This is a genomic window from Deltaproteobacteria bacterium, from assembly GCA_026712905.1.
Classification (GTDB): domain Bacteria; phylum Desulfobacterota; class Binatia; order UBA9968; family JAJDTQ01; genus JAJDTQ01.
In genome coordinates this window covers 40,573-62,248 of the sequence record JAPOPM010000199.1, presented here as the reverse complement: position 1 = coordinate 62,248, position 21,676 = coordinate 40,573, and the positions used below count along the sequence as shown (strand labels likewise).

At 67.8% G+C, this 21,676-nt stretch carries 21 protein-coding genes and 1 tRNA gene; 9 read left to right on the top strand and 13 right to left on the bottom strand.

Annotated features, from left to right (window positions below; all coding sequences use genetic code 11):
* Positions 1 to 108 precede the first annotated feature (108 nt).
* Complete coding sequence (locus OXF11_16500) at positions 109 to 843, bottom strand: competence/damage-inducible protein A (GenBank protein ID MCY4488695.1); 735 nt, start codon at positions 841 to 843, stop codon at positions 109 to 111.
* Between the two features lie 72 nt (positions 844 to 915).
* On the opposite strand from OXF11_16500, the gene OXF11_16495 reads away from it, so the two are divergent.
* The gene (locus OXF11_16495; GenBank protein MCY4488694.1) at positions 916 to 1,644 is read left to right on the top strand and encodes a hypothetical protein; all 729 of its coding nucleotides are present in this window, start codon (positions 916 to 918) and stop codon (positions 1,642 to 1,644) included.
* A 49-nt stretch (positions 1,645 to 1,693) separates the two neighbouring features.
* On the opposite strand, the gene lpxA is transcribed toward OXF11_16495, so the two are convergent.
* Positions 1,694 to 2,494 carry an acyl-ACP--UDP-N-acetylglucosamine O-acyltransferase gene (gene lpxA / locus OXF11_16490; protein ID MCY4488693.1) on the bottom strand — a complete coding sequence of 267 codons (801 nt, stop codon included), beginning with the start codon at positions 2,492 to 2,494 and terminating at the stop codon, positions 1,694 to 1,696.
* Between the two features lie 105 nt (positions 2,495 to 2,599).
* The gene (gene yacG / locus OXF11_16485) at positions 2,600 to 2,788 is read right to left on the bottom strand and encodes a DNA gyrase inhibitor YacG (GenBank protein ID MCY4488692.1); all 189 of its coding nucleotides are present in this window, start codon (positions 2,786 to 2,788) and stop codon (positions 2,600 to 2,602) included.
* Between the two features lie 238 nt (positions 2,789 to 3,026).
* Between yacG and OXF11_16480 the strand changes: the two genes are divergently transcribed.
* Positions 3,027 to 3,944: a hypothetical protein gene (locus OXF11_16480; protein ID MCY4488691.1), complete on the top strand. Its 918-nt coding sequence runs from the start codon at positions 3,027 to 3,029 to the stop codon at positions 3,942 to 3,944.
* Between the two features lie 425 nt (positions 3,945 to 4,369).
* On the opposite strand, the gene OXF11_16475 is transcribed toward OXF11_16480, so the two are convergent.
* Positions 4,370 to 5,092 (bottom strand): glutamine amidotransferase, encoded by a 723-nt coding sequence (locus OXF11_16475; GenBank protein ID MCY4488690.1) that lies wholly within the window; start codon positions 5,090 to 5,092, stop codon positions 4,370 to 4,372.
* 95 nt (positions 5,093 to 5,187) lie between these two features.
* Between OXF11_16475 and gpmI the strand changes: the two genes are divergently transcribed.
* Entirely contained in the window at positions 5,188 to 6,870 is a 1,683-nt protein-coding gene (gene gpmI / locus OXF11_16470; protein ID MCY4488689.1) for a 2,3-bisphosphoglycerate-independent phosphoglycerate mutase, read from the top strand.
* A 275-nt stretch (positions 6,871 to 7,145) separates the two neighbouring features.
* On the opposite strand, the gene OXF11_16465 is transcribed toward gpmI, so the two are convergent.
* The gene (locus tag OXF11_16465; GenBank protein MCY4488688.1) at positions 7,146 to 7,550 is read right to left on the bottom strand and encodes a hypothetical protein; all 405 of its coding nucleotides are present in this window, start codon (positions 7,548 to 7,550) and stop codon (positions 7,146 to 7,148) included.
* A 174-nt stretch (positions 7,551 to 7,724) separates the two neighbouring features.
* Here OXF11_16465 and polA point away from each other — a divergent pair, with 174 nt between their 5' ends.
* The 3 genes from polA to OXF11_16450 all read left to right on the top strand — a co-directional run bounded on the left by polA (position 7,725) and on the right by OXF11_16450 (position 12,618).
* Positions 7,725 to 10,478: a DNA polymerase I gene (gene polA / locus OXF11_16460; protein MCY4488687.1), complete on the top strand. Its 2,754-nt coding sequence runs from the start codon at positions 7,725 to 7,727 to the stop codon at positions 10,476 to 10,478.
* Positions 10,479 to 10,549: 71 nt separating this feature from the next.
* On the top strand, positions 10,550 to 11,431 hold the full coding sequence (locus OXF11_16455; protein ID MCY4488686.1) for a proline/glycine betaine ABC transporter permease: 882 nt from the start codon (positions 10,550 to 10,552) through the stop codon (positions 11,429 to 11,431).
* On the top strand, positions 11,431 to 12,618 hold the full coding sequence (locus OXF11_16450) for an ATP-binding cassette domain-containing protein (GenBank protein ID MCY4488685.1): 1,188 nt from the start codon (positions 11,431 to 11,433) through the stop codon (positions 12,616 to 12,618). The genes OXF11_16455 and OXF11_16450 overlap by 1 nt, the downstream gene beginning before the upstream one ends.
* A gap of 27 nt (positions 12,619 to 12,645) precedes the next feature.
* On the opposite strand, the gene OXF11_16445 is transcribed toward OXF11_16450, so the two are convergent.
* Positions 12,646 to 12,720, bottom strand: a tRNA-Gly gene (locus OXF11_16445).
* A gap of 36 nt (positions 12,721 to 12,756) precedes the next feature.
* The gene (locus tag OXF11_16440; GenBank protein MCY4488684.1) at positions 12,757 to 13,083 is read right to left on the bottom strand and encodes a septum formation initiator family protein; all 327 of its coding nucleotides are present in this window, start codon (positions 13,081 to 13,083) and stop codon (positions 12,757 to 12,759) included.
* Between the two features lie 151 nt (positions 13,084 to 13,234).
* On the opposite strand from OXF11_16440, the gene eno reads away from it, so the two are divergent.
* The gene (gene eno, locus OXF11_16435; GenBank protein MCY4488683.1) at positions 13,235 to 14,515 is read left to right on the top strand and encodes a phosphopyruvate hydratase; all 1,281 of its coding nucleotides are present in this window, start codon (positions 13,235 to 13,237) and stop codon (positions 14,513 to 14,515) included.
* A 652-nt stretch (positions 14,516 to 15,167) separates the two neighbouring features.
* Here eno and OXF11_16430 read toward each other — a convergent pair.
* Both OXF11_16430 and OXF11_16425 read right to left on the bottom strand, forming a co-directional pair.
* Positions 15,168 to 15,461 carry a GIY-YIG nuclease family protein gene (locus OXF11_16430; GenBank protein MCY4488682.1) on the bottom strand — a complete coding sequence of 98 codons (294 nt, stop codon included), beginning with the start codon at positions 15,459 to 15,461 and terminating at the stop codon, positions 15,168 to 15,170.
* Positions 15,462 to 15,490: 29 nt separating this feature from the next.
* Entirely contained in the window at positions 15,491 to 16,219 is a 729-nt protein-coding gene (locus OXF11_16425) for a cytochrome c biogenesis protein CcdA (protein ID MCY4488681.1), read from the bottom strand.
* An 82-nt stretch (positions 16,220 to 16,301) separates the two neighbouring features.
* Here OXF11_16425 and OXF11_16420 point away from each other — a divergent pair, with 82 nt between their 5' ends.
* Entirely contained in the window at positions 16,302 to 16,931 is a 630-nt protein-coding gene (locus OXF11_16420) for a MotA/TolQ/ExbB proton channel family protein (protein MCY4488680.1), read from the top strand.
* A complete protein-coding gene (locus OXF11_16415) occupies positions 16,928 to 17,344 on the top strand; it encodes a biopolymer transporter ExbD (GenBank protein MCY4488679.1) in 417 nt (138 codons plus the stop codon). Before OXF11_16420 ends, OXF11_16415 begins: the two co-directional genes overlap by 4 nt.
* 12 nt (positions 17,345 to 17,356) lie before the next feature.
* Here OXF11_16415 and OXF11_16410 read toward each other — a convergent pair whose 3' ends face one another.
* The 4 genes from OXF11_16410 to OXF11_16395 all read right to left on the bottom strand — a co-directional run bounded on the left by OXF11_16410 (position 17,357) and on the right by OXF11_16395 (position 21,536).
* Positions 17,357 to 17,701 carry a hypothetical protein gene (locus OXF11_16410; GenBank protein ID MCY4488678.1) on the bottom strand — a complete coding sequence of 115 codons (345 nt, stop codon included), beginning with the start codon at positions 17,699 to 17,701 and terminating at the stop codon, positions 17,357 to 17,359.
* 486 nt (positions 17,702 to 18,187) lie between these two features.
* Entirely contained in the window at positions 18,188 to 19,777 is a 1,590-nt protein-coding gene (locus OXF11_16405; GenBank protein MCY4488677.1) for an acyl-CoA carboxylase subunit beta, read from the bottom strand.
* Positions 19,778 to 19,838: 61 nt separating this feature from the next.
* On the bottom strand, positions 19,839 to 20,249 hold the full coding sequence (locus OXF11_16400; protein ID MCY4488676.1) for a hypothetical protein: 411 nt from the start codon (positions 20,247 to 20,249) through the stop codon (positions 19,839 to 19,841).
* A gap of 144 nt (positions 20,250 to 20,393) precedes the next feature.
* Positions 20,394 to 21,536 carry a sodium ion-translocating decarboxylase subunit beta gene (locus OXF11_16395; protein ID MCY4488675.1) on the bottom strand — a complete coding sequence of 381 codons (1,143 nt, stop codon included), beginning with the start codon at positions 21,534 to 21,536 and terminating at the stop codon, positions 20,394 to 20,396.
* Positions 21,537 to 21,676 lie beyond the last annotated feature (140 nt).

Sequence of the window (21,676 nt, the reverse complement as noted above, 5' to 3'; positions counted from 1 at the left end):
GTGGTGGTGGGGTACTACAGCGGCGTTTCCCCGCCTCCCCGCCCCTGGATTCCCGCTTCCGCAGGAATGACGTTCCGTAGGGTGGATACGCGGCCGGGGCTACCCTAGCTAGCCTTCCTCGACGCGCAGAATCGCGGCCGCCGGCAAATTCTCCAGCAAATCGGCCACCGCCCGGTCGAGGTAGTCTCCGCTCTTGGACTCCACCGTCACCTTCACCTTGTAGTCCGGGTTGTCCAGCACCGGGTAGGAGCCCAGCAGGATGTCGGGAAACCGCTCCAGCAGTTCGTTGAGGGTGCCCGCGATGACGCCCTCGCCGTCCTTGATATAGATGTTGCGCAGGTGGAACGGCTCCTCGCGGAAGCGTTCCTTGATGGCCTGGAATCGGTCCTGCAGGATGCGCGGCACGCCGGCGAAGATGTAGACGTTCCGCATGCGGATCACCGGAGCGAACATGGCCCCGGCGGCGAGCAACTCCGCTCCCTCCGGCACCATGGCCATGCGCAGCCGCGCCGGGTTCACGTCCGCGCCGTAGCGCGCGCGCAGGCGTCCTTCCAGCCGCGGCTCGATAACGGCCTTGACGCCGAAGCCGTGGGCGATTCCCTCGATGGTCACGTCATCGTGGGTGGGGCCGACGCCGCCGGTGGTGAAGACCAGGTTCCACCTCGCGGCGAAGCGCGCCGCCGTGCGCCCGATGAGCTCCAGGTCGTCCGGTATCACAGTCACGCGCTGGACCTCGACCCCGAGCTGGCGCAGTTCCCGGCACAGGAACGTGGAATTGATGTCCTGGGTCTTCCCCGAAAGGACCTCGTTGCCGATGATGATGATGCCCGCGGACTTGGACATGACGAGGGACCATAGTATGCCAAGGAACGGCAAAGCGAAAGCGCTACAGGATACCAGGGAGGTGCCCGTGCCATGAACCAGACCGAGAAATATCTGATCGACGTGGCCTATCCGTATTGGGAGACCGAGGCCGAGATCGCCAGGCGATTCTTCCGCGGCGGTCCGACCCGCGAGCAGCACGTCTACTGGCTCAAGGCCCAGCTATGGAAGGAGCTGCACCCGGTGGACGGCTATTTCACCGGCCTGCACCGGGAGTTGGCCAACTTGGTGGAGATGTTCCCCGAAGTGGACCGCACCGTCGACCGGCACCATTACCACGGGCTCATGGAGCAGATGGTCCAGGAGTTCAACCACTACGTGCTCCAGGCCGACATCCTGGAGTACCTGCTCGGCCGCAAGATCGCCGCCGAGGACACCATCCAGTTGCCCGAAGAGAAGGCCCTGGGGGATCTGCGCCGGGACTACGTGGCCGGTTCGGTGGTGGAGAAGGCCGCGGTGCTGGTCACCGAGGGCGGCGGCGCGCGCCTCTTCCGGGAGGGGCGCAAGCTCAAGGGCAGCGTGCTCGCGCGCAAGATCGCCGCGGCCATGGAGGTGGTCTACCAGGACGAGAAGAACCACTACCGCGAGGCCGCGCGCGAGGCGGCCGCGGCGGTCGGCACCAAGCAGCACCTCAAGACCATGAAGCGGGCCATCGAGCGCGTCAGCCTGCAGCGCGTGCGCATGCGCAACGAGATGTTCCAGTACCCGTTGTCGGAAGAGGCCGTCGAGCGCAGTCTCGCGAGACACCACCGGCCGGTGTAACGCCCTTCGACTTCGCGCCGCTGGGCGCGGCGCCTCGCTCAGAACAACGTCACGGCCTGCCCAGCGGATGGGACTTGGGGCCGGCGCAGACCCCGCGCTTGGACGCGCGGATGAACTCCAGCAGGAAGGCGACGTCCCCGAAGGGATCGGAGAGGTGCTCTTCCAGTTCCTTCACCGCGGCGCTCAGGTTGCGGCGCTTGCGGAAAAGGATCTGGAAGGCGTTCTTCAGAACCCGGACGCGGGGTTCCTCGAAACCGGCCCGGCGCAGACCGACCACGTTCAGTCCGCGCACGGTGTGCTGCCAGTCGATGATGGCGAACGGCGGCACGTCGCGGCTCGTGGCGCTCAAGCCGCGCATGATGGCCATCGTACCGACGCGCACGAACTGGTGCACGGCGCAGCTCGCGGAGAGCACCACGCGGTCGCCGATCTCCACGTAGCCGCCCACCACGGAGTTGTTGGTCATGATGATGCGGTCGCCCAGCCGGCAATTGTGGGCCACGTGGCAGTTGGCCATCAGGAAGTTGTCGTCGCCGATCACCGTGGTGGAGTCCGGCGCCGTACCCCGGTGGACCTGGACGCCCTCGCGAAACACGTTGCGGTGGCCGATGTGGAGGTAGGACTTGGCGCCCCGGTAGGAGAGGTCCTGCGGCGCGTCTCCCAGGACGGCGCCGCTGTGCACCTGGTTGCCTTCACCCAGTTCGGTCCACCCCAACACCACGGCGTGGGGCGCCAGGCGGGTGCCGGCGCCGATCTTCGCCGGGCCGTCGATGACGGCATGGGCGCCTAGCTCGGCGTCGGGGTGAATTTCGGCGCGTGGATCCACGACGGCAGTAGGATGTATCGACATGGTTGATCTCCGGCTGTTACGGCTGAAGCGCTGCCGAAGATTCGACAGGCAACCTCGAGCGGAAGGCGCCGGATCTGGGCATTGGGTCGGGTACGGGATACTGATTCATCGAGGCTCGGATTCTTCGATGGGCTGCGACTCGTCCACCAGTTCGTCGCCGGCAACGCGGTAGGTCCCGCCCGCCCAGGCGCCGAGGTCGACGAACCGGCAGCGCTCCGAGCAGAAGGGCCGGCAAGGATTGCCGGTCCATGGCGTTTCGGTACGACAAATGGGGCACTTGATGGTGGTCGGCATGTTGGTGCGGCCGCTTTCGAGCGCCGGCACGATCCGTGTCGAGGACCGTTCCGGCCAGCATGCGGCTCCTCCTTCTTGACTAGCAGTTTCGTCTCTATTTTTCAAAAGATGACACACTCGCGAAGGGAGCTTGAGAGCGCCGCCGGAGGGAGGCATACTGATCCCCGGCGGTCGAGCGCCACGGACCCGGGAGCCGGTCCGTGGCTCAGCAGTCCTACACCGACGGAGCGAGAAGCCCATGAATGACCTGTTGCCGGTCCTCGTGATGGCTGGCGGCAACGACCGGGTTGAAACCATACCGGAGGGCGTGGCGCCCGAAGACGTGCTGAAGGGTTTCAAGGGCGCCGTACGCCTGCCGTCCGGTCGCTGCATCGCGGGCGAACTGATCCACCGGATGCGCGAAAGCCACCGGTTCGAGGACCCCGTTCTGGTGGGGCCGCGGCACGTCTATGGGGACCTGGTGGACTGCGAGATCAGTGATACCCCGGGAGATCTCCTGGCCAACATCCAGCGGTTCGCCGCCCTCCTGACCGAGCGCTACCCGGACCGCCCGGTGGCGGTCTCGGCCTGCGACATCCTGCCCACGGCGGAAGAGTTCCGGACCCTGCTGGACGAGGGCTACGGGCCCAGTGCCGACAGGGGCCTGTGGTGGCAGATGATCGCGGCCGAGGCCGAGGAGATGGGCGTCAGCCGTTGGAAGCCCAGCTACCGCATGCGTCCGGCGCCGCGCGAGCCGTTGCTGAACCTCTATCCCGGCCACTTGCTGGTGCTGCGGGCGAACGCCATCCGCCTCGACTGGTTCAACATGTTCCTCATGATGGCGTACCGCTACCGCAACCGCAGCATCTACGAGCGCCTGACCCGCATCACGCTGAGGGCCGTGGGCTTGTGGCTGGAGGAAGACGCGCGCCTGCTGCGGAACTTCCGCTGCCCGGGACGCACCCTGGCGGCACCCTACGGCATCCTGAAGACCTACCTGCGCTACACCGCGCGGCGCCTTACAGTGCCGGAGCTCGCCGCCGAGCTGTCCCGCCAGATCATCGTCCGGGACGACGCCGGCGCCATGCCCCAGCCCGTGGCCCTGACGGTGACCCGCATCCGCTCCTTCGCCAAGGACATCGACACCCGCGGCGAACTGGAGGAAATCGCGGGATGAGGCGGAACGGCCGCCGCGCCACTTCCTCCGTCATTCCCGCGGAACAGGCTTTGTCAAGACTCCGCTCGGCCAGGCAAAGGCGCAGCCCCGCGAACCGTCATTCGCGCGGAACAGGCCGTGACAAGACTCCGCTCGGCCAGGCAAAGGCGCAGCCCCGCGAACCGTCATTCCTGCGGAACAGGCCGTGACAAGACTCCGCTCGGCCAGGTAAGGCGCAGCCCCGCGAACCGTCATTCGCGCGGAACAGGCCGTGACAAAACGTCGTCCGGACACGAATTGGCACCAACCCCCCGAACCGTCATTCCCGCGGAAGCGGGAATCCAGGGGTGGTGGCGGGGCACTACAGCGGCGTTTCCCCGCCTCCCCGCCCCTGGATTCCCGCTTCCGCGGGAATGACGGTTCAGGGAGTTGGTGCCTTAGGCGTTTTACAGCACACGCCCGAGCCAGCGGCGGAGGAACGCCGGTCCCTGGCGTTCCAGCGCCGGCGCGAACCGGCGGGTGGCGTCACGGAGTTGCGCCACCGAGATGTCCGGGGTGGTCGCGATTTCCAGGGTGTGGCCGATGAACCAGCGCTCGAGGCCGGCGGCGGTCACCTCGGGATGAAACTGGAGCGCCAGCGCGCGCTCGCCCCAACCGAAGGCCTGGTTCTCGCACACCTCGGTGGCGGCCAGGTGGATCGCGCCGTGCGGCAGGTCGAAGGTGTCGCCGTGCCAGTGGAGCACCGAGGCACGGTCCGGCGCCAACAGGCTCAGGGCCGACGCGGCCCCGGCTTCGCTCAGGGAGAGCGGCCCCCAACCGATTTCCTTGCGTCCCGCGCCGTACACCCGCGCCCCCAGCGCCCGCGCCATGAGCTGGGCGCCCAGGCAGATGCCCAGGGTCGGCCGGTCCGCCGCCAGGCGGCCTTCGATGAGGCGCACCTCCTCCGTCAGGAAGGGATACGGGCCGTCGTCCCCGGCGCCGATGGGACCGCCCAGGACCACCAGCAGATCGGCGTCCGCCGCCGCGTCGAGCCCATCCAGGCCGGCCTCGACATACTGGACGCGCCAGCCGCCCTCGGCCAACGGGCCGGCGAATGACCCCAGGTCTTCGAAAGCGACGTGCCGGACAACCACGGCGCGCGGCGGGATGGATGTGGGGGAATGGCTCATGGGCGCAAACTCTCGGCAAAGTTCCCCCTAGCGCGCAAACCGTCTAAACTCAAACGGAGGGTCGGCCGGAGAGGGCCGCGAAGGGAGACGAGCACATGGATGACGACAACCAGCCCGCGCCGCTAGTGCTGCGCGGGCATCCGGTTCTTCCGGCGCCGGCGGGGCCGGTGGTGTTGCTGATACTCGACGGGGTGGGCGTCGGCGCGGGGGATGAGTTCGACGCCCTGTCGCTGGCGCGCACGCCGACGCTGGACTCCCTGCGCGGCGACGGCCTCCTGATCACCCTCCGGGCCCACGGCACCGCCGTCGGGCTGCCGTCCGACGCCGACATCGGCAACTCCGAGGTGGGCCACAACATCATGGGCGCGGGGCGGGTCTTCGACCAGGGCGCCAAGTGCGTGGACCGGGCCATCGAGACCGGCGAGTTGTACGACGGCTACTGGAAGACCCTCGTGGAGCGCGTCCGCGCCGGCGGCGGCGCGCTCCACTTCATGGGTCTTCTGTCCGACGGCAACGTGCACTCTCACGAGGCGCACCTGCACGCGCTGATCCGCCGCGCCGACCAGGACGGGCTCGATCGTGTGTACGTGCACGCGCTGCTGGATGGGCGCGACGTCCCGGACCGCACGTCGCTGGTCTACCTGGAACGGCTCGAAGCGGTGCTCGCCGCCATCCGCGACCGGGGCGGGCGCGACTACCGCATCGCCTCCGGCGGCGGCCGCATGGTGGTGACCATGGACCGCTACGAGGCGGACTGGAGCATCGTCGAGCGGGGTTGGCGCGCCCACGTTCTGGGCGCGGCCGAGGGGTTTCCCAGCGCCGCGGCCGCGGTGGAGCACTTCCGCGCCGCCGAGCCCGGCATCAGCGACCAGGTGCTGCCCGAGTTCACCGTGTGCAACGCCGACGGCAGCCCGGTGGCCCCCATCGAGGACGGCGACGGCGTCATCTTCTTCAACTTCCGCGGCGACCGCGCCATGGAGATGTCCCGGGCCTTCAACGAGGGCGCCGGGTTCGACCGCTTCGAGCGCGGGCGGGTGCCGGACGCGGCCTTCGCCGGCATGATGCTCTACGACGGCGACCTGGGCATCCCCGAACACTACCTGGTGTCGCCGCCCCGGATCCGCCACACCCTGGGCGAGTACCTGGCCGCCGCCGGCGTGACCCAGTTCGCCTGCGCCGAGACCCAGAAGTTCGGCCACGTCACCTACTTCTGGAACGGCAACCGCTCCGGGAAGTTCGACGAAGCGTTGGAGGAGTACGTGGAAATCGCCTCCGACCGGGTGCCCTTCGAACAGCGTCCGTGGATGCGTTCGGCCGAGACCGCCGACGCCGTGCGCCGCGCCGTCGGCGACGGTCGCCACCGCTTCATCCGCGCCAACTTCGCGGGCGGCGACATGGTGGGCCACACCGGCGACATCCACGCCACCATCATCGCCCTGGAGGCCATCGACCTCGCAATGGGCCGCATCCTGCCCGCCGTGGCCGCCGCCCGGGGCTGCCTGGTGGTCACCGCCGACCACGGCAACTCCGAGGACATGGTGGAACGCGACAAGACCGGCGCGCCCCTGCGCCAGGACGGCAAGCCCGTCTTCCGCACCGCCCACTCCATCAACCCCGTGCCCTTCCTCATCCGCGACTTCTCGGGCCGCGCCCACAGCCTCGCCCCGCCGCCGGACGCCGGCCTCGCCAACCTCGCCGCCACGCTGCTGGAGCTGCTGGGCTACCAGCCTCCCGAGGAGTTCGCCCCGAGCCTGCTGCGGGTGAAAACCGGCGGATAGGCCCCGGGGAACCCGTCATTACGGCGAAACAGGCTGTGTCAAAACTGATGAGGCAGAGCCTCCTCGATTCGTCATTCCCGCGGAAGCGGGAATCCAGGGGTGGTGGTGGGGCACTACAGCGGCGTTTCCCCGCCTCGCCGCCCCTGGATTCCCGCTTCCGCGGGAATGACGAATCGGGGGGGTTGGCGCCGATTCTTGTCCGGACGACGTTTTGACACAGCCTGGAAAGCGGGAATCCAGGGGCGGGGCGGGGCTGAGTAGGACAGGGTTCGGGCCTACGGGAAGAAGGCCAACTTCACCAGCAAGCCTACGATGGTCGAGCCGAATCCGAACACCGCCAACCGCAGGACCGCGACCTGTTTGTCGAGTCTTGCAAAGTCCTCCTTGGTGACCATGTTGGCCTCGACGCGGTCGAGCCTGGCCTCGAGTTTTGCCAGCTCCTCCTTGGTGACCATGTTGGCCTCGACGCGGTCGAGCCTGGCCTCGAGTTTTGCCAGCTCTTCCTTGGTGGCCATGTTGGCCTCGACCCTGTCGAATCTGGCCTCGATCCTGGCGATGTCTTCCTTGGTGCTCACGTTGTCCGTCGAGGGTACGGCGCCCGCCGCGGCCTTCGCCCTGTCCGGCGAAGCCCCGGCGTCGACCAGCGCATCGTAGAGTTCGGAAACGATCAAGCCCATCATGGCATCTCCGGATGCGCCGCGCGCACGTTTACGGTTCGTTCCAAAACACGGAACCAAGAAACCCGGCCAAAGTCAAGGCTGCCCACAAAAGGAACATCGGCGCCGCGCACGGGTTCTCAAGGGTTTTCGTAAACGTCCTTGACCCTCCTTTACCCCCCGGAGTAGACTTCTTGCATGGCCGCGAAAGGAGATGATTCCAGTCGACCGGGGAGCGCAGCCGAGGCAAGCACGGCCAAGCACCGCGTCCTTCTCCTGGACAGCTATTCGCTCGCCTTCCGCGCCTTCTTCGCGCTGCCGGAGACGTTGGTGACCAGCTCCGGGCAGGTGACCAACGCGGTGTTCGGGTTCACCTCGATGCTCTTCAAGCTGGAGAGCGAGGAGCGGCCGGACGCGGTGATCGCGTGCATGGACAAGGGCGAGCCGCAGTTCCGGCTGGACCAGTATCCGGCGTACAAGGCGGGGCGGAGCGAGACGCCCCAGACCCTGCGCGGGCAGTTCCCGCTCATCCGCGAGGTGCTGGAGGCGCTGTGCCTCCCGGTGGTGGAGCTGGAGGGGTACGAGGCCGACGACCTGCTGGCGACCCTGGCCCGGCGCGGGCGCGAGGCGGGCCACCACGTGATCATCGTGAGCGGCGACCGCGACTGCCTGCAGCTCGTGAACGACGACGTCACCGTGCTGATGACGCGCCGGGGCGTCACCGACATGATCCGCTACGATCCGGCCATGGTGGTGGAGCGCTACGGCGTCGGCCCCGAGCGCTGGACCGACTTCGCCGCCCTCAAGGGCGAGCAGGCCGACAACCTGCCGGGCGTGCCCGGCGTGGGCGACAAGACCGCGGCCCGGCTCCTCGAGAAGTACGGCGACATCGAGGGCATCATCGAGCACGCCGCCGAGCTGACCCCCAAGATCCGCAAGGGCATCGAGGAGTGCGCCGACCAGGTGAAGCTCAACCGCAAGCTCGGGCGGCTCCTGGACGACGTGCCCCTGGAGACCGACGCGAGCGTGTTCGAGCGCCGGCCGTGGGACCCGGAGACGGTGCGCCGGCTGTTCACCTCGCTGGAGTTCCGCACCCTGTACGAGCGCTTCCTGGCGTTGGCGGCCCCCGGCGCCGCGCCGCCCGCGGCGGAGTCGGTGATCCGGCCCGAGTCCATCTCCCAGTGGGCCTCCGGCGCGGACGTGCCCGCGGCCGGGTCGGTGGCGGTGGCGTGGGACGACGGCATGGCGGCGCTGTGCGCCCGGCCGGGCGAGGTGGGGATGCTGCCCTTGGACGGCGCGGCGGGCGCGGCCGCGGTGCTGGCGGACGCCGGCGTGGCCAAGGCGGTGTACGAGGCCAAGCCGCTGTACGGCGCGATGCTGCGCAACGGCGGCCGGCTGCGCGGCGTGCGCTGCGACCTCAAGATCGCCGCCTACCTGCTGGACCCCGGCGCCAGCGGCGGCTACGCGCTCAAGGACATCGTTGCCCGCCATCTCGACGCGGCCCTGGACGAGGAGGCGGAGGACGGCAAGGCTTCCGAAGGCGGCGGGCACGGGGCCCGTGGCGGAAGCGCCGGCGCCGAGGAAGCGCCGGCCGGCGGCGTGCAGGGAGACCTCCTCAACTCCGGCGACGAGGACCGCGAGCAGGCGCAGCGGCGGCGCCGGCTGGCTTCCGAGGCGGCGGCGGTGCAGGCGGCGGCCGCCGTGCTCGAGGCGCGTCTCGAGGAGGCCGGAAGCTGGGAGCTGGCGCAGACCCTGGAGTTCCCGCTGACCGAGGTGCTGGCGCGCATGGAGCACGCCGGCATCCTGGTGGACGACGGTTATCTCGGCGGCCTCAACCGGGACCTCGGCGAACGCATGGACACGCTTCAGGCCAAGGTCCAGGAGCACGCCGGCGAGACCTTCAACGTCAACTCGCACCCGCAGTTGTCGCGCATCCTGTTCGACAAGCTCGGCCTGCCCAAGACCAAGAAGATCAAGACCGGCTACTCCACCGACGCCGCCGAGCTGGGCAAGCTGGCGGGGCGCCACCCCATCATCGACACGCTGCTGGAGTACCGCGAGGTGGCCAAGCTCCGCACCGGCTTCACCGACTCCCTGCTGAGCCTGGTCAACCAGGAGACCGGGCGCATCCACACCACCTACGAGCAGGCCGCGGCCGCCACCGGGCGGCTGTCGTCGTCGGCGCCGAACCTGCAGAACATTCCCATCCGGGCGGACCTGGGGCGGCAGATCCGGCGCGCCTTCGTGGCCCCGCCGGACAACGTGCTGCTGTCCGCGGACTACTCGCAGATCGAGCTGCGGGTGCTGGCGCACCTGTCCGAGGACCCGAGCTTCCTGGACGCCTTCGCCCACGGCCACGACTTCCACGCGGCCACCGCGGCCAAGGTGTTCGGCGTGCCGGTGGACGGGGTCACCACCGAGATGCGCGGGCGCGTGAAGCAGTTCTCCTACGGCATCGCCTACGGCATGTCCGCCTTCGGCGTGTCCCAGCGGCTGGGCATCGAGGTGGGCGAGGCGCGCGAGTTCATCGATGCCTACTACGCCCAGTTCCCGGGCGTGAAGGCGTTCCTGGACGCGCAGGTGGAACGCGCTAGGGTGGACGGCTTCACCACGACCATGTTCGGGCGCCGGCGCTATCTGCCGGAGCTCCAGTCGTCCAACTTCCGCATGCGCGCGGTGGGCGAGCGCATGGCGCTCAACGCGCCCATCCAGGGCACCGCCGCCGATATCATGAAGCGCGCCATGATCGCGGTGGACGAGGCGCTGCTGGAGCAGCCGGTGGCGCGCATGCTGCTCACGGTGCACGACGAGCTGGTGTTCGAGGTGCCGCGCACCTCGCTGGAGGAGGCCACCGGGCTCGTGAAGGAGTGCATGGAGGGGGCGGCGGAGTTGCGCTGCGGCCTGGTGGTGGACGTCCACACGGGCGAGAACTGGGCGGAGGCGCACGCGTAGGAAAGACGGCGTCCCGAGCGTAGCGGCGCGCCAGCGGCGCGCAGTCGAAGGGCGCAAACCCGGAAGGTGCCATGACTGGCTGGCTGCAAGAATTTCCCACCCTAGACGCGGCGTCGCTGCGCGAGCTCAAGAGGGTGTTCGACACCGGGTACCGGTCGTTTTCCCGGACCTACGGCGACAGCATCGAGAGCTTCTTCGATCCCCTGCTCTACTTCCTCATCTGGTTCGAGCGGCTGCTGCTGGCCGCCCCCTGGTGGCTGGTGATCCTGGCGGTGGCCGCGCTGTGCTACGTGGCCGGGCGCAGCAAGCGGCTGGCCGTCGGTGTGGCCGTGGCGCTCTTCCTCATCGGCTACCTGGGCATGTGGGAAGACACCATGCGCACCCTGGCGATCATCTTCGTCGCCACGCTGATCGCCATCTCCATCGGCATTCCGGTGGGCATCTGGATGTCGCGCTCAGACCGGGTGCAGGCGTTGATCACGCCGATCCTGGACATCATGCAGACCATGCCCATCTTCGTCTACCTGATCCCGGTGGTGATGCTCTTCGGCCTCGGCAAGATCCCCGGCCTCATCGCCGTGGTGATCTACGCGGTGGCGCCCGTGATCCGGCTCACCAACCTCGGCATCCGGCTGGTGGACAAGGAGGTGCTGGAAGCCGCCGACGCCTTCGGCACGGACACCTGGCGGCGGCTGTTCGACATCCAGATACCGCTGGCGCTGCCCAACATCATGGCGGGGGTCAACCAGACCATCATGATGGCCCTGTCCATGGTGGTGATCGCGTCCATGATCGGCGTGAGAGGGCTGGGCCAGCCGGTTCTCCAGGCCGTGACCAACCAGTATTTCGCGCTGGGCCTGTTCAACGGCGCGGCGGTGGTGGCGCTCGCCATCGTCTTCGACCGCATCACCCAGAGCTACGGACGGCGCATCCAGAGCGGCAGGAAAAGCTGATGACGACCGATTCCTCGCATATCCAGATCCGCTCGCTGTACAAGGTGTTCGGCGCCGACCCCGGGTCGGTGATGCCCTACGTGCGCGAGGGCATGGACAAGCAGGAGCTGCTGGAAACCCACGGGCACGTGCTGGCGCTGCGCGACATCGACCTGACCGTGGAGACGGGCAGCATCCAGGTGGTCATGGGGCTCAGCGGCTGCGGCAAGTCCACCCTGGTGCGTCACGTCAACCGCCTCATCGAGCCCACCGAGGGCACCGTCGAGGTGGACGGCCAGGACGTGTGCACCCTCGACCGCGCCGCGCTGCAGGGCCTGCGCCGCCACAGGGTGAGCATGGTGTTCCAGCACTTCGCCCTGTTCCCGCACCGCACGGTGCTGGAGAACGTGCGCTACGGCGTGCAGATGCAGGGCGTGGCGCGCCCGGAATGCGACGAGCGCGCCCAGCGCTGGATCGACCGGGTGGCGCTCACCGGGTACGAGGCCTCGTATCCGCATGAGCTGTCCGGCGGCATGCAGCAGCGCGTGGGGCTGGCCCGGGCGCTGGCCACCGAGGCCGAGATCCTGCTCATGGACGAGGCTTTCAGCGCCCTGGACCCGCTCATTCGCGCGGACATGCAGACGCTGCTGCTGGAGCTGCAGCGCGAGCTGCACCGCACCATCCTGTTCGTCACCCACGACCTCGACGAGGCCATCACCATCGGCGACCGCATCGCCATCCTGCGCGACGGCGTGGTGGTGCAGAACGGCGACTCCCAGGAGATCGTGCTCCAGCCCAGCGACGACTACATCTCCAACTTCACACGCAACATCAACCGCGGGCGCGTGATCCAGGTGGGCTCCATCATGGAACCGGCCGAGGAAGGCGCGCCGTCCGCCGAACCGGACGCGGACGAGGGGATTCCTTCCGACATGGTGCTGGAGGAGGCCCTGTCGCGGGTGGTGGATGCTTCCGGCGAGGAAGCGCCGGTGGTGGACGTGGAGGGCCGCACCGTGGGCGCCATCTCGGTGGAGCGCATGGTGCACGCGCTCGCCGGAGATACGGCGAACGGGGAGGAGGAGCGCGGCGAAGCGGAAGCGGAGGACGCGGAAGGCGCGGGCACCGGTTCTGGTGCGGCCGCGGCAGCCGGGGACGAGGCGGAGGCCGCGCAAGAGAAACCGGCCAAGGGAGAACCGTCGAAAGACTAGGGAAGGATGCGCTGAAGGCGCTGAGTTTGGAGCGGGCGACCGGGATCGAACCGGCGACGTCCAGCTTGGGAAGCTGGCATTCTACCGCTGAATTACGCCCGCTCTAGGCTAACCCCATATGGGATCGCGGACGCGATGTCAATGTTCTGACCGACCCGCGTTCTGAATCCCGCCGGCCGGGAACAGGTAGATGGTCTCCCCCTCGCGCGCCAGCCCGAACTCCTCTCGCGCGAGCTTCTCCAGGTAGCGGTCGTCCTTTTGGATAAGGTAGATCTTCTCGCGCAGCATCTCGTTCTCACGTTGCAGCGCCTGGGACCGTTCTTCCAGCAGCCGGCGTTCCTCCACCAAGCGCCGGTAGTGCACGAGCCCCCACTCGCCGAACACCAAGAAGAACAGCGTCAGCGACAACACGGCCCCAAGGCCGTAGTTGACGACGCGCCGCGACCATTTTTGCGCCGGGACCATAGGACGATTCTATCATGGTTTATCGGCGTCCGGAGTGCAACTGGCCCCTGATTCGTCATTCCCGCGGAAGCGGGAATCCAGGCGGTCATGTCCACGCCGTGCCTGATCTGTTACGAATAGGTGGAAACCGGCTACGGATCGGAGGGAACCGATGAAGATCAAGGGCGTTGCGGCGTGGGAAGTGCTGGACTCGCGGGGGAATCCCACCGTCGAGGTGGAGGTGGTGCTGACCAACGGATCCAGCGGACGGGCCACCGTGCCCTCCGGGGCTTCCACCGGCGAGCACGAGGCGGTGGAGCTGCGCGACGGCGGCGAGCGTTTTCTGGGCAAGGGCGTGCAGCGGGCCGTGGGCCACGTGCGGCGCAACCTGGCGCGGCGGGTGGCGGGCATGGACGCCCGCGCCCAGCGCAAGCTCGACCAGTGCATGATCGACCTCGACCGCACCCCGGACAAGGGACGCCTGGGCGCCAACGCCATCCTCGGCGTGTCCCTGGCCGCCGCCCACGCCCAGGCCGTCGCCGACAAGGTGCCGCTGTACCGCTACCTCGGCGGCGAGGAGGCGCGCACCCTGCCCGTGCCCATGCTCAACGTGGTCAACGGCGGCGCCCACGCCGACAACAACGTCGACGTGCAGGAGTTCATGCTGATCCCCTGGGGCCTGCGCTCCTTCGCCGAGGCCCTGCGCGCGGGCGCCGAGATCTACGCTACCTTGAAGAGCGTGCTGTCGAAGAAGGGCTATGGCACCAGCGTGGGCGACGAGGGCGGGTTCGCGCCGCGGCTCAAGAGCAACGAGGAGGCCATCGAGCTGCTGCTGGAGGCCGTGACCAAGGCGGGCTACCAGGTAGGCGGCCAAGTGGTGCTTGGGCTCGACGTGGCCGCCAGCGAGTTCCACGAGAAAGGGGGCTACGTCTTCAGGAAGTCGGGCGGCGCCAGGCTGCGCAGCGACGACATGGTGGAACTCTATGCCAAGTGGGTGGGCGACTACCCCATCGTCTCCATCGAGGACGCGCTGGACGAGAACGACTGGGAGGGCTGGGAGGCGCTCACCGCCGCCCTCGGCGGCAAGGTCCAGCTCGTGGGCGACGACCTGTTCGTCACCAACCCCGCGCGTCTGGCCGAGGGCATCCGCCGCGGCGTGGCCAATTCCATCCTGGTGAAGCTCAACCAGATCGGCACCCTGAGCGAGACCCTGGAAACCATCGCCCTGGCGCGCGGCTCCGGCTACACCACCGTCATCTCGCACCGCTCCGGCGAGACCGAAGACACCACCATCGCCGACCTCGCCGTCGCCACCGGCGCCGGCCAAATCAAGACCGGCGCCCCCTGCCGCGGCGAGCGCACCGCCAAGTACAACCAGCTCCTGCGCATCGAACAAGACCTCGGCCGCCGCGCCCGCTACGCCGGAAGGAAAGCCTTCGCCGCGGCGGGGTGAGCCGGAGGACGACGAGGGAGGGGCGTCGCGCCGCCGCCGTGCGTCGTAAGGGGCGGCCCAAAATTGGCTCGGCTGCGCCTCGCAACGGTTGCTCCTGCGTCCGGACAAGAATTGGCACCAACCCACCGAGTCGTCATTCCCGCGGAAGCGGCTGTGTCAAACTCCACCCAAACCGGCGATGGCACCGCCACCCCGAACCGTCATTCCCGCGGAAGCGGGAATCCAGGGGTGGTGGTGGGGCACTGCAGCGGCGTTTCACCGCCTCCCCGCCCCTGGATTCCCGCTTGCGCGGGAATGACGGTTCGGACGTGGCGGTCGTCCTCCCATCCAAGCGGAGTTTTGACACAGCCGCCTTCGCGGGACTGACGGCAGGGGTGCACCGTTGCGAGGCGCAGCCGAGCCAATTTTGGCAGGGGTGGCGCGGCGGGGAATACGCCCGTTGCGGCCCCTCCCCACCCCTGGATTCCCGCTTGCGCGGGAATGACGGTTTGTGACGTGGCTGGCGTTTTCCTATCCAAGCAGAGTTTTGACACAGCCGCTTTCGCGGGACTGACGGCAGGGGTGCGCGGGGCCTGCCCGCCTCGACCCCCTCCCCACCGCCCCTAGATTCCCGCTTGCGCGGGAATGACGACGCGGGGGGGTAGTGGCGAAGTCAGACCTTGGCGATGTCGTCGTAGAGGTCGGCCCATGTGGGGTTGGTCTTCTCGATCAAATCGATCTTCCAGGCGCGGGTCCACTTCTTGAGGGCCTTTTCTCTGGTGATGGCGCTTTCCATGGAGCTGTGGACCTCGTACCAGACCAGGTGGTGTACTTGGTAGCGCTTGGTGAAACCGGCGACGACGTTGTTCTTGTGTTGCCAGACGCGTTGAACGAGCTTGGACGTAACGCCGGTATACAGTGTCCCGCGGGGTTTGTTGGCGAGGATGTAGACGCAGGGAGTCTTCATCTTCACTCACGTTGGAAGCGATGGATGCCCTACAGCCGCGTCACCAGCCAGGCGGGGGTGAGGCGGAGGGCGTAGGCGTTGACGGCGGTCATGTTGTCGGTGACCAGGAGAAGGCCGACGGCGACGAGGAGGAGGCCGGCGGCGACGTGGATGGCGGTGAGCCAGGAGCCGAGGGCGCGGGAGATGCGGAAGAACTGGTTCATGGCCAGGGCGCTGAGGAGCAGCGGCAGGCCCAGGCCGGCGGCGTAGGCGGAGAGCAGCAGCGCGCCCCGGTACACTTCGCCGGTGGTGCCGGCCAGGGTAAGGATGGCGCCCAGGATCGGCCCCACGCAGGGGATCCACGCCACCGCGAAGGTGAGGCCCACGAGCACCGAGCCGAGATACCCGGCGGGCTTGCTGCGCAGGTTGACCTGGGCGTAGCGCTCCAGGGTGGCGACCCGGAAGATCCCCGTCAGGTAGACCCCCACCACTATAATGAGCACGCCGCCGACCACGCGCACCACGTCCTGGTATCCGAGAAGCAACCGCCCCAGCAGGCTGGCCGACGCCCCCAGCGCCACGAAGGCGATGGAGAAGCCCAGGACGAACGCCAGCGCGTTTCCCATCACCCGGCCGCCGGGCGCGCCGCCCTCGCTCATCTCGCGCGGCGAGATGCCGGAGACGAACGACAGGTACGACGGGATCAGCGGCAGCACGCAGGGGCTCAGAAACGAGAGTGCGCCGGCGGCGAAGGCCACGATGAGGTTGACGTCGTTCATGGGACGACGAGGGGCGCGGGGCGCTTAACGGAAGCCATGATTAAATGATATGGCACAGGGGGACTGGGCACAAGATTCCATCATGTTTGAATTCCTTGCCAAGGGCGGCTTTTTCATGGCGCCGATCCTGCTGTGCTCCGTCGCGGCGCTGGCGATCTTCATGGAACGGCTGTGGAGCCTGTGGCGGCGGCGGGTGGTGCCGGCGGACCTGGTGCGGCGCGCCGAGGCGCTGGTGGTGGACCGGGACCTGGCCGGGGCCGCGGAGCTGCTGGGCCGGAGCCCTGCGGCGGTGGCGCGGGTGCTGGCGGTGGGGGTGCGCGTCGCCGGGCAGCGGCGTGACGTCATGAAGGAGCACCTGGAGGAGGCGGGGCGACAGGAAGCCGCCGGGCTGGAGCGTTTCGTGGACACCCTCGGCACCATCGCCGGGGTCAGCACCCTGCTGGGGCTCATGGGCACCATCTCGGGCATGATCGAGATCTTCTCGGTCATCTCGACCCAGAGCGTGGTGGACCCGGCCACCCTGGCCGGGGGCATCTCCGAGGCCCTCGTCACCACCCTCGCGGGCCTGAGCGTGGCCATCCCCACCGTGGTCATGCACCGCTACCTGCTCAACAAGGCCAACGCCCTCACCCTGGAGATGGAGCGCCTGTGCACCCGCTTCATGGACCTGCTGAGCGAGGGGGCGGGCGACCGGGGCGGCCGGCCGGCATGAACTTCCGCACCCACAGGAGAGCCGCCGGCGGCTTCATCGACATGACCCCGGTCGTGGACACCATCTTCAACCTGCTGATCTTCTTTGCCCTGTCCATGAACTTCCTGACCAACCCGGGCATCACCGTGGACCTGCCCGACGCCGCGGCCCCGGAGGTGGCGCGCCAGGACCGCGACATCACCATCGCCATCACGCCGGAGGGCGCCATCCGCCTCGACGGCGCGCCGGTGACGCTGGAGGCGCTGGGCGCACGCCTGCGCGCCACGGCCGCCGAACGGCGCGACGCCCAGGTGTTGATCCGCGCCGACCGGCGCGTGGCCCACGGCTTGGTGGTGACGGTGATGGACGCCGCCCGCGCCGCCGGGGTGACCCGGCTCGCGATCATGACGCGGCGGGAGAGGGCGCGGGAGTAGGCAAACGGCAACCTATGGGAAGAAGGTCAGCTTGACCATGAAGGCCAGGATCGCTGAACCAAAGCTGAACACCGCGAAATTGAGTACGGCGAGTTGCTTTTCGATCTTGGCGAATCTCTCGTTGGTGGTCTCTTTGGTCGCCATTGCGCTTTCGATTTTGGCGAACCTCTCGTTGGAGTTGCTCTCGAGCCTGGCGAGGTCCTCCTTGGTCGCCATGTTCCTCTCGAGTCTGGCTATGTCTTCTTTGGTCGCCATGTTGTCGGCTGGCGGTACGGCGCCGGCGGCTGCTTTGGCGCTTTCCGGACATGCTCCGGCTTCGATCAGTGCGTCATAGAGTTCGGAAACGATCAGGCCCATGCTGGCATCCCCCGGTGCGCTGCTCGCGCGTACGGGACGTTCCAGAATACGAGACCAAGAAACGGCGGCAAAGTCAAGAACGGTCTCGTAAGGAACTGTCGGCGCTCAGGATGGTCAACTTAAACGAAAAGTCGCCCCGCTCCGCCTGGATTCCCGCTTCCCAGGCTGTGTCGAAACTGATGAGGCAGGGCCTCTTCAATTCGTCATTCCCGCGGAAGCGGCTGTGTCAAAACGTCACCAGGACAAGAATTGGCGCCAACCACCCCGATTCGTCATTCCCGCGAAAGCGGGAATCCAGGGGTGGCGAGGCGGGGAAACGCCGCCGTAGTGCCCCACCACCACCCCTGGATTCCCGCTTTCGCGGGAATGACGAATCGGGGGGCGGGCGGCAAACCTTGTGCGGACGGTGTTTGGCCGCAGCCTGTTTCGCGGGAATGACGAATCGGTTCGAGAGGGCGCGGAACAGACGCTCAGTGACGCGTGGGCCTATACCGGCATGACGCCGTGCTTCTTGGCGGGTCTCGTTTCCTTCTTGCGGCGCAGCAGCGCCAGGGAGCGGATTAGGCGGGCGCGGGTTTCGGCGGGCTGGATGGCAGCTTGGGAGAACTGCTTGGAGAGGGCCTCGAAGGGGCCGTTGAAGCGCTCGTTGAACTCGGCCATCTTCTCTGCGCGGGTGCGCTCGGGGTCGTCGGAGGCAGCGATCTCGCGCCGGTAGAGCACGTTCACGGCGCCGCCGCCGCCCATCACCGCCAGCTCCACGCCGGGCCACAGCCAGAGTTGGTCGGCACCCATCTCACGCGTGCACATGGCCTGCTTGGCGCCGCCGTAGCCCTTGCGCAGCACGATGGTGATCTTGGGCACGGTGGCCTCGGCGTAGGCGTAGAGCATCTTGGCGCCGTGGCGGATGATGCCCATCTCCTCCTGCTGCCGCCCCGGAAAGAACCCGGGCACGTCCATCAGCGTGACGATGGGGATGTTGAATGCGTCGCAGAAGCGGATGAAGCGCGCCGCCTTGTCGGACGCGTCCACGTCCAGGCTGCCGGCCAGGAACATGGGCTGGTTGGCCACGAACCCCACCGGGTGGCCGTCGAGGCGCCCGAAGCCGATCACCAGGTTGCGCGCGAACCGGCGCTTGAGCTCCAGGAACTCGCCGCCGTCCACCGCCGCGCGGATGACCTTGACGATGTCGTAGGGCTTGCGCTTGTCGTCGGGGACCAACTCCTCGATGCCGTCGAGCCGCCGCTCGGGGTCGTCGTCGCTCTCCTTGCGCGGCGGCGCCTCGTTGCAGTTGGCCGGCAGGAACCCCAGCAGCTTGCGGATCTCCGCCAGGCAGGCCTCGTCGTCGGCGCTCACCATGTCCGCTACCCCGGACACCTCCGAGTGGATGCGCACCCCGCCCAACTCCTCCATGGTCACCTCTTCCCCCAGCACCTCCTTGATCACCGGCGGCCCGGTGATGAACATCTGGCTGGTGCCGCGCACCATGAGGATGAAGTCCGTGAGCGCGGGCGAGTACGAGGCCACGCCGATGCACGGCCCCATGACCGCCGAGATCTGCGGCACGGCGCCCGACGCGATGCTGTTCTCGAAGAAGATCTGCCCGATGGCCGCGGTGACGGTGAGCCCCTCCTGGATGCGCGCCCCCACCGAGTCGTAGAGCCCGATGCACGGCATCCCCAGGGAGCGGGCCGTGCGGATGCCGTTGGCGATCTTCTCGGCGTGGGCGCTGCCCACCGCCCCGGCCAGCACCGTGCGGTCCTGGGCGAACAGGTACACCGGCCGCCCGTCGACGCGCGCGAAGCCGCACACCACCCCGTCGGTGGGCCGGCGCCGCTCCGCCATGCCGAAATCCGTACTCTGGGTCTCGGCCAGCATGAACTCTTCCGTGAAGCTGCCCGGGTCCACGAGCCGCTCGATGCGCTCCCGGGCCGTGAGCTTGCCCTCGCCGTGCTGCTTGTCGATGGCGCGCGCGTCGCCCGCGACGACGCCGGCTTCGAGGTCGGCGAGACGTTGTTCGGGGGCCGGAACTCCCCGCGCGGTGCCGTTGGGGTCAGGTGCTTTGCGTTCTTCGGCCACGAAGGTCGGGTTTCCAGGCGCCGGAGCAGGTACGGAAGCGCAAGGCGCCGATGCAGACGAACTACGGAAAGAAAGCGAGCTTCAACAGAGTGCCTAGAGCGCCCATAATGACCGCTCCACCGCTGAACACCGCGAACTTGAGGACGGCAATGTCCTTCCCGATCCTTACCAAGTCCTGCTTGGTAGCCATACTGGCGTCAATCCGTGCGATGTCCGCGCGAATCCCTGTCAGGTCATCTTGCGTCGCCATGCTGGCGCGAATCTCCGCGATGTCCGCGCGAATCCCTGCCAAGTCGTCTTGCGTCGCCATGCTGACGCGAATCCCCGCGATGTCCGCGTGAATCCCCGCGATGTCGTCTCTTGTCCCCACGTTCTCGGCCAAGGGCACGGCGGCGGCCGCGGCTGTTGCCTTCTCCGGGGAAGTCCCGGCTTCGATCAGCGCATCGTAGACTTCGGAAACGATCAAACCCATGAGGCCATCCCCTGATGCGCCGGGCGCGCGAATGCGGGCCGTTCCAGAACACGACACCAGGAAACGGCGGTAAAGTCAAGAATCGGTGCCTATGGAATGGATCGCCCTCTCATGCCGATTCTTAAGCCCGCATTCGCGAGGTTGTCAGATGATCCCCATCCCGCGCAGCACCGACAGCATGATGGCGGCGGCGATGACCGAGCCGATCTGACCGCCGGCGTTGGCGCTCATGGCGTGCATCAGCAGGTGGTTCTTCCTGTTGTAGCGCTGGCCCTCGTTCTGCACCACGCGTGCGGCCATGGGGAAGGCGGAGATGCCGGCGGCGCCGATGAGGGGATTGATCTTGCCGCGGGTGAGCAGGCACATGCCCTTGCCGAACAGCACTCCCATGACGGTGTCGAGTCCGATGGCCACCAAGCCCAAGCCGAGCACCATCAGGGTCTCCACCCGCAGGAACCGCTCCGCCGCCATGGTGCCGCCGATGGACAGCCCCAGCAGCAGTGTCACGATATTGGCGATCTCGTTTTCCGAGGCCAGCTTGAGCCGTTCCACCACGCCGCACTCGCGCAGCAGGTTGCCGAGCATCAGCATGCCGATGAGCGGCGTCCCCAGGGGCGCGATGATGGACGCCACCACCGTCACCACGATGGGGAACAGAATCCGCGTGGTCTTGGACACGGGCGCCTGCTGCACCATGCTCATGACCACCTGCTTCTCCCGCGCCGTGGTCAGCAACCGCATGATGGGCGGCTGGATCAGCGGCACCAGCGACATATAAGAGTATGCCGCCACCGACACCGCCCCCAGCAGGTGCGGCGCGAAGCGTGAACTGACGTAAATGGCGGTGGGCCCGTCGCAGGCGCCGATGACGGCGATGGCCACGGCGTCGAGCTTGTCGAACCCGATCCCCAGGGCCAACAGCAGTGTCAAAAAAATGCCGAACTGTCCGGCCGCCCCCAGCATGATGATCTTGGGGTTGGAGAACAGCGGCCCGAAGTCGGTCATGGCGCCGATGCCGATGAAGATCAGCACCGGGAAGATTTCCGTGCGGATGCCGAAGTCGTAGAAGAACCGGAGCGTGCCCCCCTCGGCCATCAGGTCCGCCTGGGGGATGTTCACCAGGATGGCGCCGAAGCCGATGGGCACCAGCAGCAGCGGCTCGAACCCCTTGCCGATCCCCAGGTAGAGCAGCACGCCCGCGATGGCCATCATGACCACCTGGCCGCCCCCCAAGTTCGTTATGCCGTCAAGCAGCCCCAGGATGCCCGAAAAAATCGCAGATTCCATATCTTGTTGTGAAGGGTGAAGCCCGCTATTCCAGTCCCGGTCCCCCGATTCTAGTCATTCCCGCGAAAGCGGGAATCCAGGAGAGGCGGGGCGGGGCCCCTCCGCCACCCATGGATTCCCGCTTTCGCGGGAATGACTAA

Coding starts and splice junctions, on each gene's coding strand:
- OXF11_16500 (MCY4488695.1), bottom strand. CDS start 843: ATGTCCAAGTCCGCGGGCATCATCATCATCGGCAACGAGGTCCTTTCG.
- OXF11_16495 (MCY4488694.1), top strand. CDS start 916: ATGAACCAGACCGAGAAATATCTGATCGACGTGGCCTATCCGTATTGG.
- lpxA (MCY4488693.1), bottom strand. CDS start 2,494: ATGTCGATACATCCTACTGCCGTCGTGGATCCACGCGCCGAAATTCAC.
- yacG (MCY4488692.1), bottom strand. CDS start 2,788: ATGCCGACCACCATCAAGTGCCCCATTTGTCGTACCGAAACGCCATGG.
- OXF11_16480 (MCY4488691.1), top strand. CDS start 3,027: ATGAATGACCTGTTGCCGGTCCTCGTGATGGCTGGCGGCAACGACCGG.
- OXF11_16475 (MCY4488690.1), bottom strand. CDS start 5,092: ATGAGCCATTCCCCCACATCCATCCCGCCGCGCGCCGTGGTTGTCCGG.
- gpmI (MCY4488689.1), top strand. CDS start 5,188: ATGGATGACGACAACCAGCCCGCGCCGCTAGTGCTGCGCGGGCATCCG.
- OXF11_16465 (MCY4488688.1), bottom strand. CDS start 7,550: ATGATGGGCTTGATCGTTTCCGAACTCTACGATGCGCTGGTCGACGCC.
- polA (MCY4488687.1), top strand. CDS start 7,725: ATGGCCGCGAAAGGAGATGATTCCAGTCGACCGGGGAGCGCAGCCGAG.
- OXF11_16455 (MCY4488686.1), top strand. CDS start 10,550: ATGACTGGCTGGCTGCAAGAATTTCCCACCCTAGACGCGGCGTCGCTG.
- OXF11_16450 (MCY4488685.1), top strand. CDS start 11,431: ATGACGACCGATTCCTCGCATATCCAGATCCGCTCGCTGTACAAGGTG.
- OXF11_16440 (MCY4488684.1), bottom strand. CDS start 13,083: ATGGTCCCGGCGCAAAAATGGTCGCGGCGCGTCGTCAACTACGGCCTT.
- eno (MCY4488683.1), top strand. CDS start 13,235: ATGAAGATCAAGGGCGTTGCGGCGTGGGAAGTGCTGGACTCGCGGGGG.
- OXF11_16430 (MCY4488682.1), bottom strand. CDS start 15,461: ATGAAGACTCCCTGCGTCTACATCCTCGCCAACAAACCCCGCGGGACA.
- OXF11_16425 (MCY4488681.1), bottom strand. CDS start 16,219: ATGAACGACGTCAACCTCATCGTGGCCTTCGCCGCCGGCGCACTCTCG.
- OXF11_16420 (MCY4488680.1), top strand. CDS start 16,302: ATGTTTGAATTCCTTGCCAAGGGCGGCTTTTTCATGGCGCCGATCCTG.
- OXF11_16415 (MCY4488679.1), top strand. CDS start 16,928: ATGAACTTCCGCACCCACAGGAGAGCCGCCGGCGGCTTCATCGACATG.
- OXF11_16410 (MCY4488678.1), bottom strand. CDS start 17,701: ATGGGCCTGATCGTTTCCGAACTCTATGACGCACTGATCGAAGCCGGA.
- OXF11_16400 (MCY4488676.1), bottom strand. CDS start 20,249: ATGGGTTTGATCGTTTCCGAAGTCTACGATGCGCTGATCGAAGCCGGG.
- OXF11_16395 (MCY4488675.1), bottom strand. CDS start 21,536: ATGGAATCTGCGATTTTTTCGGGCATCCTGGGGCTGCTTGACGGCATA.